At 60.8% G+C, this 12,915-nt stretch carries 11 protein-coding genes and 1 pseudogene; 5 read left to right on the top strand and 7 right to left on the bottom strand.

Translation table 11 applies throughout. The annotated features are described in order from the left end of the window. Positions 1 to 51 precede the first annotated feature (51 nt). The gene (locus HKD31_RS06465; protein WP_194265310.1) at positions 52 to 954 is read left to right on the top strand and encodes a S1/P1 nuclease; all 903 of its coding nucleotides are present in this window, start codon (positions 52 to 54) and stop codon (positions 952 to 954) included. 24 nt (positions 955 to 978) lie between these two features. Here HKD31_RS06465 and HKD31_RS06460 read toward each other — a convergent pair whose 3' ends face one another. From HKD31_RS06460 to HKD31_RS06450, 3 genes are read right to left on the bottom strand one after another with little or no spacing between them, the layout of a single operon-like run. Then, complete coding sequence (locus HKD31_RS06460; protein ID WP_228120311.1) at positions 979 to 2,478, bottom strand: efflux transporter outer membrane subunit; 1,500 nt, start codon at positions 2,476 to 2,478, stop codon at positions 979 to 981. An 8-nt stretch (positions 2,479 to 2,486) separates the two neighbouring features. After that, positions 2,487 to 3,563 (bottom strand): HlyD family secretion protein, encoded by a 1,077-nt coding sequence (locus HKD31_RS06455; RefSeq protein WP_194265308.1) that lies wholly within the window; start codon positions 3,561 to 3,563, stop codon positions 2,487 to 2,489. 16 nt (positions 3,564 to 3,579) lie between these two features. Further along, positions 3,580 to 5,256 (bottom strand): MFS transporter, encoded by a 1,677-nt coding sequence (locus HKD31_RS06450; RefSeq protein WP_194265307.1) that lies wholly within the window; start codon positions 5,254 to 5,256, stop codon positions 3,580 to 3,582. Positions 5,257 to 5,422: 166 nt separating this feature from the next. Between HKD31_RS06450 and HKD31_RS06445 the strand changes: the two genes are divergently transcribed. Further along, the gene (locus HKD31_RS06445; protein ID WP_062496662.1) at positions 5,423 to 6,397 is read left to right on the top strand and encodes a LysR family transcriptional regulator; all 975 of its coding nucleotides are present in this window, start codon (positions 5,423 to 5,425) and stop codon (positions 6,395 to 6,397) included. A 21-nt stretch (positions 6,398 to 6,418) separates the two neighbouring features. Here the strand turns inward: HKD31_RS06445 and HKD31_RS06440 are convergent, their stop codons facing one another. Beyond that, complete coding sequence (locus tag HKD31_RS06440; protein WP_194265306.1) at positions 6,419 to 7,336, bottom strand: LysR family transcriptional regulator; 918 nt, start codon at positions 7,334 to 7,336, stop codon at positions 6,419 to 6,421. Between the two features lie 131 nt (positions 7,337 to 7,467). Here HKD31_RS06440 and HKD31_RS06435 point away from each other — a divergent pair, with 131 nt between their 5' ends. Then, the gene (locus tag HKD31_RS06435) at positions 7,468 to 8,058 is read left to right on the top strand and encodes an NAD(P)H-dependent oxidoreductase (protein ID WP_194265305.1); all 591 of its coding nucleotides are present in this window, start codon (positions 7,468 to 7,470) and stop codon (positions 8,056 to 8,058) included. A 36-nt stretch (positions 8,059 to 8,094) separates the two neighbouring features. Here HKD31_RS06435 and HKD31_RS06430 read toward each other — a convergent pair whose 3' ends face one another. Continuing rightward, positions 8,095 to 9,252 carry an iron-containing alcohol dehydrogenase gene (locus HKD31_RS06430; protein WP_194265304.1) on the bottom strand — a complete coding sequence of 386 codons (1,158 nt, stop codon included), beginning with the start codon at positions 9,250 to 9,252 and terminating at the stop codon, positions 8,095 to 8,097. 285 nt (positions 9,253 to 9,537) lie between these two features. On the opposite strand from HKD31_RS06430, the gene HKD31_RS06425 reads away from it, so the two are divergent. Continuing rightward, on the top strand, positions 9,538 to 9,852 hold the full coding sequence (locus HKD31_RS06425; protein WP_194265303.1) for an antibiotic biosynthesis monooxygenase family protein: 315 nt from the start codon (positions 9,538 to 9,540) through the stop codon (positions 9,850 to 9,852). Positions 9,853 to 10,031: 179 nt separating this feature from the next. Beyond that, complete coding sequence (gene amaB, locus HKD31_RS06420; protein WP_194265302.1) at positions 10,032 to 11,570, top strand: L-piperidine-6-carboxylate dehydrogenase; 1,539 nt, start codon at positions 10,032 to 10,034, stop codon at positions 11,568 to 11,570. Here the strand turns inward: amaB and HKD31_RS06415 are convergent, their stop codons facing one another. Together HKD31_RS06415 and HKD31_RS06410 are read right to left on the bottom strand one after the other, a co-directional pair. Next, on the bottom strand, positions 11,571 to 12,635 hold the full coding sequence (locus HKD31_RS06415; protein ID WP_194265301.1) for a retroviral-like aspartic protease family protein: 1,065 nt from the start codon (positions 12,633 to 12,635) through the stop codon (positions 11,571 to 11,573). 96 nt (positions 12,636 to 12,731) lie between these two features. After that, positions 12,732 to 12,915, bottom strand: a pseudogene (locus HKD31_RS06410) (efflux transporter outer membrane subunit); the annotation flags it as partial.

Genomic DNA, 12,915 nt, shown 5'->3' with positions numbered 1-12,915 from the left:
CGGTGAGAAACTGGAACGGCATCACTTTCAGCGTTGGACAGACAGGTTTCCATGCATCTTCGTCTTCTTTGTACGTCCCTGATCGGGGCCGGCTCTCTTGTCTTTTCTTCCAGCGCATTGGCGTGGGGACCTTATGGTCATGCGATCGTGGCGGATATCGCGCAGGAACGTCTGACGCCGCAGGCCCAGAAGGCTGCCACGGCCCTGCTGGCCCTTGAGAACCATCAGACCCTCGATCAGGTCGCCTCCTGGCCGGATACGATCGGTCATGTTCCCAAGAAGAAGGGTGGGGCGCCGGAGACCCTGAAATGGCATTACGTCGATATCGACGTGTCCCATCCGGCTTACGATCAGGCCCGCGACTGCCCCGACCATGCCTGCGTTGTCGAGAAGCTGCCTGAGGAGATCAAAATCCTCGCCGACACCCATGCTGCGGCCCAGGATCGTCTGGTCGCCCTGAAATGGGTCGTTCACCTGATCGGTGATATCCACCAGCCCCTGCACGCTGCCGAGCGCAATAACGACAAGGGCGGCAATGCCATCCGTCTGACCTATTTCGGCAACAACGCCAACGGCCACATGAACCTGCATTCCCTGTGGGACGAGGGGGTGATCGACCATGAGGCGGATCTGCATGTCGGCCCGTTCTACAGCATCGACGCGTCCCGCGCGAAGAAGGAAGCCGATCGTCTTGGCGCCTTGATCACGCCCGATGAGACAAAATACTGGGTTCAGGATCTGGACGGCGGCGATGTTTATAACGCGACCGTTGACTGGGCCGATGAGAGCCATTCGCTGGCTCGGAGCGTGGCCTATGGCGCCCTTCCGGCTAACAAGGGCGCGGATATCGGCAAGGATTACACCGCGCTGACCTGGCCGATCATGGAACTGCGTCTGGAACAGGCGGGCGTGCGTCTGGCAGCCGTTCTCAACACCGCCCTGAACGGCGGCTGAGAACAGTGTCTGTGGGGATGGTCGTCAGGATTTCTGCGTCCACCCACCGCCCAATGCCCGGTAGAGATGGGCCACGGAAACAGATACACTGGCGCTGGATTCAGCCAGCGCGCTCCGGCTTGCCAGAAGGGCATTCTGCGTCGTCAGGACGTTGAGGAAGTCTCCGGCACCCTGACTGTATTGAAGCTGGGCGATATGCACGGCGGTTTCGTCTTCCGAAACCGTTTCTTCCAACCGGTTCCGGCGCTCCTGCGCGGCGCTCAGATCAGCCATGGAGTCATCGACTTCTTCCCAGGCTTTCAGAAGCGTGCGCTGCAAGGCAATCGCCGCTTCCTTCTGCTGGGCCCGGCGCAGGTGAAGCTGTCCGGTCAGACGCCCGCCCTCGAACAGGGGCAGCGTCATGGTCGGACCGAACCCGTACTGACGGGACGCCCATGATCCCAAGCCGCTGAACTGCAACGCCTGAATATCGAGACTGCCCGAGAGCGTTATGCGCGGGAAAAAGTCAGCAACGGCCACGCCGATGCTCGCTGTTGCCGCATGAAGATGGTCTTCGGCCGCCCGCACATCCGGGCGACGCTCCGCCAGTTCGGAGGGCAGACCAACCGGAATATCCCCAGGGACGGGCGGGATCGTCTGCGCCGAGCCGAGCCTGTCCTTCAATGCGCCGGGCTCGCGCGCCGTCAGGAAGCTCAGTGCGTTCACGAGATGCACTTCCTGACTTTTCAGGATCGGAAGACGTGCCTCAAAGCCGTGCATCTGCCCGCGGGAATAGGCGACATCGAGTTTTGTCGCCGTGCCCTGTGCAAAGCGCAGTTCCGTCAGCTTCACGCTGTGCTGTGCAATGGCGATGCTCTGTTGCGTGATGCCGATCTGCGTCTGGATGTTGCGCAGATTCAGATAGTCCTGCGCGGTCTCGGCCATGAGCGAGACCAGCACATCGCGGCGCAGTTCGTCCGTTTCATGCATGGCTGCCGTCGCTGCTTCGACCTGCCGCCGGACATGCCCCCAGAAATCAACTTCCCAGGATGCACTCAGCCCGTATTGCGGGAGATTGAACGACGGATTGCCTTTTGCGCCGTCTGCGGCTGCCGGGCCGAAACCCTGTTCACCACTGGCGATTTCGCCGGGGCCGGCCTGCTGCGTCGTTCCCAGAAGCCCGAGAATACCGTTCGTGCTGGCGCGCTCGCGGGCATAGGAGGCGGCACCTTCCATATGCGGCATCTGGGCCGCACTGGCGATCTTCCGTTCAGCCTGACTTTCCGTGAAATGCAGGGCTGCTTCACGCAGATCGAGGTTGTTGCGTGCGACGTCTTCTTCCAGCGCTGTTAGCGTCGGATCACGATAGATCCGCCACCACTGCGCCTCAATGGCGGACGTTTCCTGCGGATGGCTTGCAGCAGGCGTGAGGCTCTGGTGCCAGTGGGCCGGTGCATGCGGATCGGGACGATGATAATCCGGCCCTACAGTGCAGGCGGATAGCGCCGTCAGGGCCAGAAGAAGGCAGCGGGAAGGCTGGAGCATGGAAGGTCTCATTTCCAGAGATACCGCTCGTCATGGGCATGAATTCCTTCAGGTGTTGAGGACGTGTCGATCCGCGCTTCGACGGACATGCCGACGCGCACCTTTTCCGCCAGAGGCTGGCCAGGATCGAAGGTCAGCTTGACCGGCACGCGCTGCACCACCTTCGTGAAGTTACCCGTCGCATTGTCCGGTTGAATGGCGGCGAAGGCCACACCCGTCGCCGGAGCCAGACTGTCCACATGAGCCTTGAGCGGGTGGCCCGGGAACGTATCGACCCAGATCGTCGCACTCTGGCCAGTCTGAACCTTTGTCAGCTGCGTTTCCTGAAAATTCGCCAGCACATAGGCCTTGCGAACCGGCACGACTGCCAGCAGCCCTGTGCCTGGATGGACATACGCACCAACGCGCACGCCACGCTCGCCCACCACACCATCCACGGGGGCAGGGATCGTGCAGTAGGACAGGTTCAGTTCGGCCTGATGCTCCGCATTCTGGGCCTTCAGAAGCGCACCCTGCGCTTTTTCGAGCTGCGCCTTGAGCACGGCGACCTGCTGTTCAGCCGTGCTGGTTTCGGCCTTGTCGCGGGCGAGGGCAGCGACGGCTTCAAGCTGTCGGGCTTCCGCGCCCTGCTGCTGCTCAATCGTGCTGGCCCCTCCGGCCGAGAGATTGCGATACCGCGCTGCATTCTGCCGGGCAAAGACCAGTGCGGCCTCGTCGGACTGCACGGTATATTTCGCCGCATCGACGATGGAGCCCTGACGGTCCAGCAAAGCCTGAAGATTGTCCACATCGCCCTGCGCTGCGGCGGTGTCACCTCGGGCGGCTCCCAAAGCCGCGCGGTAATCGTCGTCCTCGATATGGGCGAGTTCTTCCCCGGCATGGACGTATTCGTTGTCCTCCGCCAGCACGCGGTCGATACGCCCGGAGACTTTGGGTGCCACGGTTGTGAAGTCGGCCGTGACATAGGCGTCGTTGGTTTCCTGGCGGATGCCGTCGCCCACAAAGAATCGGTCAGCCGTCCAGGCCAGACCCGTCAGGACAATGACCGCACATCCGGCCAGAAGGAGGGGTTTTCCGTAAATCATGTTCGAGGCAGGTCCGTCAGTGCGCGGTGGCGGGAATGGAGGAAGGTGCAGGTTCGGGATCCGGTTCGCGGGCCGCGGCAGGGATGGCGGGAGCAGGTCCCTTGCCGGGCGGATAGACCCGTTTCGGCAGCACGGCGGTCAGCGCGACATAGAAGATGCAGATGCACATCACGACGAAGTAGATGTCCACCAGCGCCAGCGTGATCGACTGTTCGTGCAGATAGGTGTGGAAGATCTGAAGCGTGTTGCGCGCCACATGATTGCTGTCGGGCGATGTATTGTTGATCGCCGCATGGATCGGATCGCCCATGCCTGAGAGCGACGTGGCGTTGTTGCCAGCCCGGTCCAGCAGCATGGTGGAATGATACTGTTCACGACGACGCAGCAGGATTTCGAAAATGGCGGTTGCGAATGCATTGGCCATGCCTTTGAGCATGTTGACCATGCCCGAGATGAACGGCCCGTCCGCAGGGCCAAGGGACATGGTGGCCAGCATCAGCACCGGGATCACGACCATTGGCTGGCCGAAGATCTGAAGCCCCTGCATGATATAGAAGTTGTCCCGCACCCAGTCCGGCGTCAGCCAGGTTCCAAGGAACGCCGAGAGCGCCAGGCACGACATGCCGAAGGCCAGCACATAGCGGCAGTCCACCCGTGCGGAGTTGCAGAGTGCTGCCGTCAGCGGAAGCATGATGAGCTGGGGCAGGGCGACCGTCAGCGCGACCGGAGCTGCCTGGATCGGCCGATATCCCCGCACGGCTTCCAGATACGTCATCGGAACTTCGAGCATCAGCCCGCAGATGATGAGCACCGCCACCAGTGTGAGGAGTGACATGGTGATGTTACGGTTCTTCCAGTACTGAAGGCGGAAGAATGGACTGTGATGATGCCACTCATGGAACAGGAAGCCCACGAACAGCGCACCACCCCAGAACGTCAGATGAGAGATGATGGGTGAGCGGAACCAGTCCAGCCGGTCTCCCTGATACAGCACGGTCACGACGCAGATGATCGACGGCACGCCAATGAAGAAGCCGCGCCAGTTGAACTTTCTGAACCGTTCGAGATGCACCGGATCGCGCGGTAGCCCGTAGGCCATCATGGCGATGGCGATGATACTGAAGGGAATGACTTCCCAGTACAGCCAGCGCCAGCCCACATGCTCGAACCACATCGCTTCAAGCGGCCCGCCCAGATTGGGGCCGAAGGTGGCGCTCATCGCATAGCCGCCAATGCCGAACACCTTGATCGGTGGCGGCAGGTATTTGAGCATGACCGTCATCAGGACGGGCGGCAGGCATCCCGCACTCAGTCCCTGCGCCGCGCGGAGGAAACACAGCGAGATCATGTCCGGCATGAAGGGCAGGGGGATTGACAGCATGGCCAGGACGGCCGTCATGAAGATCGAAAATCGGTAGATCGAGAACGTCATGTAGAACCAGGGCGTGAACGCCATGGCTGCGATGTTGAAGGCCTCATAGATCGAGGTGAACCACGTCCCCTCGTCATGCCCGATATGCATCGCACCCCGGATATCGGCGAGGCCGATTTCCGTGATGTGTTCGTTGAATCCGGCCACATGCACGGCCAGCAGCATCCCCAGACAGCCGACGATGGTCCGCATGCCGAAAGGCGGGATATAGGAGGGCTGCGCGGGTGGGGCGGCAGGTGGTGACGAAGCTGCTGGTTCCATGAATCTCTTCCGTTACCAGACAGCCCCTATCCGGAGTGAGTGGGTCCGAAAACCCACATTTGAAGCAAGTGACGTTTCCACTTTTCGCAAGGGTTGAAGAAATCCCTTCCATTTTTACACGAAGGCGTGAAAATGCACCTGAAACCAGCGGGAAAGGGAGTGTGCGATGGCGAAGCGGACTGACCGCCACAGACGCTACGATCTCGATCTTCTGCGCTATCTTCAGGTTCTGGTGGAAGAAGAAAGTGTTTCACAGGCCGCGCGGCGCCTGAAGGTGAGCGACGCTGCCATGAGCCGCCATCTTGCAACCCTGCGAACAGTGTTCGGAGACCCGATCCTGGTCCTGTCGGGCCGACGCATGGTGGCCACGACCTTCGCCAATCGCATCCGTGATCGTGTCCAGAGCATCGTGCGCGACGCGGATGCGCTGGTGAATGACAGTGAGACCCTCAACCTGCGCAACCTTTCGCCCCGTTTCACGATCCGCGCCAATGACCTGATCGTTGGCGCATTCGGTCACGCCATTCTGATGGCTCTCAAACGGGACTGCCCCGGTTGCAGCATCGTGTTTTCGCCCGAGACGGAGGAAGCGGCCAGCGACGCTTTGCGTAACAGCCGGATCGATCTCTATGTGGGTGCCACGGACGATCTGCGGCCCGAAACCATGCGTCAGACCCTGTTTCTGACATCGTTTCGCGTCATGGTCCGCGAGGGACACCCTATTTTCGCGCGTGGCATCACCCCGCAGACCCTCGTCGATTACGACCATATCAGCGTCTCGCGCAAAGGCCTTCCCTACGGCCCGATCGATACTGTCCTGAAGGAGCGGTACGGCCTGACCCGTCCCATCGCGATGGTCGTCCCCACTTACCATTCCATGATCGAAACAATGCGCGAGACGGACATGATCCTGCCGCTGCCCGATATCGTCATCGATCGCCTGCCACTCTCCCAGATCCAGCTCGCAGCTTTCGATTTTCCGTTCGATCTGCCTCCCGTTACGTCGCTTCAGGCCTGGCACCCCCGCGTGGATACGGATGGCGTCCATCGCTGGCTGCGCGATACGGTCTTTCAGGTCATTCGTCGCGAACTCGTCCGGTTCCGGGGAGACGGGTCTGGTGCCGCCTCGCGGAGCCCCTGATCGCGGATCTGGGAATTGCGTTCATAGATTTTCCGCAAGTGGCCTGAGGCTGGCCTGAAGGCGCGGGACGACGAAATCCAGAAAGACCCGGATGCGCTGGGGGACCTGTTTTCCGCCCTGGTAGAGCGCGTGGATCTCTTCCTCGTCCCGCGTGCCGCTTTCCGTCAGAACTTCCACCAGACGCCCCGCCGCCAGATCCTCGCGGACATGATATTCCGCGAGCCGCGCCAGCCCCGCCCCGCGGATCGCGGCCCGGCGGACGGTCTCGCCATTATTGGCGAGCAAGGGGCCCTGGACGATCCGGTCCACGATCCTGCCCCGCTCCTGCAGCGGCCAGACCGGCGCCGCCCGGCGGAAATTGAAGCCCAGACAGCGATGATGCTCCAGGTCGTCCGCGGTTTCAGGCCGTCCGAACCGCTCCAGATAATCCGGTGCGCCGACGATCAGCCGCGGCACGCTTCCCAGTTGCCGGGCCGTTAGGCTGGAATCCTGCAGTTTTCCAACGCGGAAGGCGATATCCGTCCGGTCCAGATACAGGTCCGTCATTTCATCGGAGAGTGACAGATCGACCACGATATCCGGGTAGGCGTCCCAGAATGCAGGGAGCAGCGGCTCCAGCGCCAGCGTCCCGAATGCCACAGACGCATTGATCCGCACTGTCCCCGTGAGCTGGACGTTTTTCTTGGACAGGAAGCCTTCCATGTCGTCCAGCTCCGCGATCAGGGCCTGTGCCCGATCGTAATAAGCCAGACCTTCGGGTGTGACTGACAGTTTGCGGGTCGAGCGTTCCACGAGCCGGACCCCCAGACGGTTCTCCACCCGCCCGATCAGCTTGCTGACGGTGGACGGCGTAGTCATGGAGAGACGCGCGGCCTCGGAAAAGCTGCCGCTCTCCACAACGCGGAGAAAGATCTTCATTTCCCCGAAACGGTTATCCATCTGTCTTCCGATCTGTGAAACTGCTTCATAGGTTTTGTGGAGATCGAAACAATTATCAAGAGGGAGTTATCGGTTCATCATGCTCCCTGAACAGTCCCATCCCCGATGTCTGACAGAACGGATATGCGATCATGACGAAAATTCTCCTCCTCAATGGCGGCAAGGTCTTTGCCCATTCCCACGGGCGGCTGAACGACACGCTTCAGGCTCTTGCGGCGGACATTCTTTCCAAAAACGGCCATGAGATCCGCCAGACGAAGATCGATGACGGCTATGACGTGGAGCAGGAAGTCGAGAACTTCATCTGGGCTGATCTGATCATCTATCAGTGCCCGGGCTGGTGGATGGGGCTGCCATGGATCGTCAAGAAATACATCGACAAAGTCATGACGGCCGGCCATGGTAAGCTCTACGCCAATGATGGCCGCAGCCGGGCCCATCCGGAGCGCAAATATGGCTCGGGCGGTCTGGCGCAGGGCAAGCGCTATATGCTGTCAACGACGTGGAATGCGCCGGCAGAGGCCTTTACGGACCCGGCCCAGTTCTTCGAGGGGCGCGGTATCGACGGGGTGTATTTCCCGTTCCACAAGGCCCACGAGTTCCTGGGCATGTCCGCGCTCCCGACCTTTCTTGCGACGGACGTGATGAAGGCGCCGAATGTGGATGCAACACTCGCAGCCTATCGCCAGCATCTGCAGGACGTCATCGGTACGGCGTCCTGACTGGAACGGGGGCAGCCTGCGCCGCCCCCGTCTTTTTTACAGGCTCATCTGCAGAACGCGGCGGCTGACGTCCGGTGTAATGTCGGCATGTTCACCCAGTGCGGTCATGCCGTGGGCCTCAAGCTGTCCGATCAGCGGCTCGATGGCGTCCTCGCCGATATCGTAGGCTGACAGGCGCGTCGGGATGTCCAGACTTTCGAAAAATTCTTCGGTCCGCACGATTGCGGCTTCGATCCGCTCGTCTTCCGTGCCGTCATGCAGGTTCCACACGCGGGCTGCGTACTGAAGCAGCTTGCCGCGCTTGGTGTCTTTTCGGGTCCGGAGCATGGACGGCAGGACGATTGCAAGCGTCCGGGCATGGTCGATGTCATACCGTGCCGTCAGTTCATGGCCGATGCTGTGCGTGGACCAGTCCTGCGGCATGCCGACGCCGATGATCCCGTTGAGCGCCAGTGTCGCGATCCACATGAAATTGGCGCGGAGTGAATAGTTTTCCGGCTCGCTCAGCACCTTCGGTCCGATCTCGATCAGGCTGAGCAGAAGTCCCTCGGCAAAGCGGTCCTGCGCCAGCCCGTCCGCGGGATAGGTCAGGTACTGTTCCATGATGTGAACGAAGGAATCCACGACGCCATTCGCAACCTGCCGCACGGGCAGGGAATAGGTGCGGGTGGGGTCCAGGACCGAGAAGCGCGGGAAGACATGCGGGCTGCCGAAAGCCAGCTTTTCGCGCGTGGACTGACGCGTGATGACGCTGAAGCTGTTCATTTCCGAACCCGTGGCCGGCAGCGTCAATACGGTGCCCAGTGGCATCGCGGCTTTGACGTTCGCGCCATGCGTCGTGAGGATGCTCCACGGATCGCCTTCGAAATCCACGGCCGCAGCCACGAACTTGGTTCCGTCAATGACAGAGCCACCGCCGACGGCCAACAGGAAGTCCAGTTTCTCCTCCCTGATGAGAGCGACGGCTTTCATCAGGGTCTCGAATGTCGGATTGGCTTCGATGCCGCCAAATTCCCTTGTGAACCGGCCCTCAAGCGCCTTGCGGACGGCCGGAAGCGTGCCGTTGCGTTCCGCGCTTGAACCGCCGAACAGGATCAGGACACGCGCTTCGGCCGGGATATGCTCGGCCAGCTTCGGAATCGTGTTCTCGCCGAAAATGATGCGTGTGGGATTGTAGAATTCAAAATTCTGCATGGGTCCTGCCTTCAGATGGATATTCTGATTGCGTCGCTATCGACGTGGATTCTGCGGCCCGCAAGATTCGGCTGCATGGTCCTGCTTACGGATATCCTAGCGGTTTTCTGCCGTCCGGCACAGACGGGAAGATGGCGTGGCGGCGCATGGGAACCTTGTGTGTGCTGCTTTGGGGATCCATCTCAGGAGAGCGGGTGATCACCCAGGCGAAACCGCAGGGGTAACCTGCCCTTTAAAATGCCCGCAGGCTCAGGTCATGCCGGGCGAAAAAATGGGGATGCCGCGATGTATATTGCCATGAACCGCTTCAGGGTCCGGCCGGACAGCGAAGAGGCTTTTCGCAAAAAATGGCTGGATCGTGATGTGCTGCTCAGAACCGTGCCCGGATTTGTCAGCTTCCAGTTTCTTCGCGGGCCGGCGATGGAAGATTACGTCCTTTATGCCTCTCATACCGTCTGGGCGTCTTACGATGCCTTCATCGGCTGGACCCGATCGGAAGAATTCCGGGTCGCACATGCCGGTGCCGGGCAGGGACCCGCCCTGACGCTGGGGCCACCCGTGTTCGAGGGCTTTCAGGTCCTGCAGGATATCCAGGCCTGAGTTTCGGTTCCTGACGCGTTCGGACATGTCTGCTCTGGCCACGTCATCTTGACGAACCTGTCATAACGGTTTGTGAATAGAATGAACGCGGGATCGGGCCTGAAATGCTTTTCGGTTAGCGTCATGCAGACCCGGTCGTGTCCCGCGTCCGGTATGAAAGACCCAGGACAGGAAGAACAATGACGGCATCTCTCCGTTGCGAAGTGACAGCGCTCCTCGACAGTCTTGGCGTGTCGCCTGATCTGTATACGGGGGGCAGTCTGGCGGTGAAGTCTCCGCTCACGGGGGAAGTGATTGCCGAGGTCGCGGAAATCAGTGCAGAGCAGGCGAAGGAGACGATCGCCAGTTCACTCGGGGCATTCAAAGCCTGGCGCAGGGTTCCGGCGCCACGTCGCGGTGAACTTGTCCGTCTGCTGGGTGAGGAGCTTCGGGCCAGCAAGGAGGCGCTCGGACGGCTCGTGACGCTGGAAGTGGGCAAGGTGCCGTCCGAAGGGCTGGGCGAAGTGCAGGAAATGATCGACATCTGCGACTTCGCGGTCGGTCTGTCCCGCCAGCTTTACGGCCTGACGATCCAGTCCGAACGCCCGGACCATCGCCTGACGGAGCAGTGGCATCCGATCGGGCCGGTAGGTATCATTTCGGCATTCAATTTTCCTGTTGCGGTCTGGTCCTGGAATGCCGCGCTGGCGCTGGTCTGCGGTGACAGTGTGATCTGGAAGCCTTCGGAGAAGACCCCGCTGACGGCACTGGCCACGCAGGCTTTGTTTCTGAAGGCTGTAGCCCGTTTCGGCAGTGACGCACCGGCCGCGCTCAGCACGCTTCTGGTCGGTGGCCGCGAGATCGGCGAACTGATGGTGGAAGACCGTCGCGTTCCTGTCATCTCGGCGACGGGTTCGACACGGATGGGCCGCGATGTCGGTGAGCGTGTGGCGCGGCGTTTCGGGCGCTCCATTCTGGAACTTGGCGGGAACAATGCGTCCATCGTCACACCCTCCGCTGATCTGGATCTGACGCTGCGTGCTGTTTCCTTCGGTGCCATGGGGACCGCCGGGCAACGTTGCACGACGCTGCGGCGTCTGTTCGTGCATTCCAGCGTCTATGACACGCTCGTGCCGAAGCTGGTCATTGTCTACAAGGCGATTTCGGTCGGTAACCCGGTCGAGGGGGACGCGCTCGTTGGTCCGTTGATCGATGCGGCCTCCTTCAGGATGATGCAGGACAGCCTGAAGGCTGCTGCGGACGCAGGCGGCACGGTTCATGGTGGAACGCGCGTTGATGTGAACGGCGAGGCGTCGTTCTATGTCCGTCCGGCAATGGTCGAAATGCCTGCGCAGACGGGACCGGTGCTGGAAGAAACCTTCGCGCCGATCCTGTATGTCATGAAATATGACACGCTAGATGAAGCCATCGCGCTTCAGAACGACGTGGTGCAGGGTCTGTCATCCTCCATCTTTGCGACAGATATCCGCGAGGTTGAGCAGTTCCTGTCGGCCCAGGGTTCCGACTGCGGTATTGCGAACGTCAATATGGGACCGTCCGGCGCAGAAATCGGCGGGGCCTTCGGGGGCGAGAAGGAAACCGGCGGCGGTCGCGAGTCCGGTTCCGATGCGTGGAAAGCTTATATGCGCCGGCAGACCAACGCCATCAATTATGGCCGTACCCTGCCGCTTGCGCAGGGTGTGAAGTTCGATGTGGATGGTGGCTCGGCGGACGCCTGATCACGGATTTTCGGAGGGATGGAGCGCAGGTTTCGTCCCCTGCTCCGGTGTGGGCGGGGCCTGTTTTTCTTCGCTGGCATGTGTGATGCTGAGCCGGTCATGGGTTGGCGACCAGGGGAGAGCTTTCTCCTCGACATAGTCCGGCGGGGGCTTGAAGTCCTCAAGCCAAAGCCTGCCCTTCATCGGATTGATCAGGACGTTGAAGTGCTTGAGGACGTCCATGCCAAGAATGTTGAATTCCGCGTCCGGGACGACATCCAGGGTGATGTCATGCAGCGTGTGCGAGCCGAGTTGCAGCGTGCTGAAATGATGCCTGTGTCCGAGCAGGACCTCGCCGGCGCCGACGCGGATCTCGTCATCCTGCGCGAGCATGCGTCGTGAAATGCCCATTTTCCGCGCCACCCATTGCTGAATGATGGAGCGGTTGGCGCTGGTATTGATCTGCATGTCCACCTTGTGCCCGTCCAGCACGGCCGTCATCTGATTGAGCTGAGGGGACTCATCATCGAACGAAACCAGGGGAATGAAGGGCCCCGGATCTTTCATGAGCGTTCCGATATCGGGGCAGTCCGGTGCCGTGTCGTAGGTAAAGATGGCCATTTTCTGGGAGTAACGGTCGATCAGGACATGATAGTTCCCGAGAATGTCCCACCCGATATCCACCATCAGGAGCAGCCCGTCGGGTGCTTTCGGGGGGCGTTCACCGACCAGCAGGGCCGTCATGTCCTTGAGAACGGATTGACCGATCTGAAGGCTGTGGACGGTGGTGGAATAGTTTCCGCCCGTTCCCGTGACGGAAATGGTCCTGATGGGATCTTCCCGGTAAAAATCAAATCCCTTCGCGTCCCAGACACTCGTGCGCGTGGTGAAGGTCGAGAAAAAGGCGCCGACGTCATGGTCATTCACCCGGACATGAATCACGGGAGCGCCAGCGGGGTTCAGGAAAGGCACGACTTCGCTCGTCATGACGCAGTCATGAATGGATCTGGCCTGGGCGGACGGGATGAGGGCGAGCAGAGCGAAAAAGGCAGAAGAAATATTCCGCCTGAAAGACAGTCTGCCCATCACTGATCCTAACTCAAGGGCGAGGTAATCCTGCCAGAACCTTGTCCCGTTTCCCCGCAAAAGCCAAATGCTTTCACGGAGATGCAGCCCTCTTCCTTATCGTGTGAAGGCTCTGACGAAAGCGTTCTGCTGTTTGACTTCGACGGGGAGTCTGGTGTCGGTGAGGGCTTTGCCCTGCCATCCGGCGCCGAGTGCGATGTACAGCGCGACGGCGTTGCGGACGCGGGCGAGGCGGCCGACGACGGCCTGGTCCTCGGCGGACAGGGCGGTCTGTTCGGTC

Source organism: Gluconobacter potus, assembly GCF_015244705.1.
Classification (GTDB): Bacteria; Pseudomonadota; Alphaproteobacteria; order Acetobacterales; family Acetobacteraceae; genus Gluconobacter; species Gluconobacter potus.
Note: the sequence above shows the minus strand (reverse complement) of the source record. Positions and strands in the feature narration are given on the sequence as shown.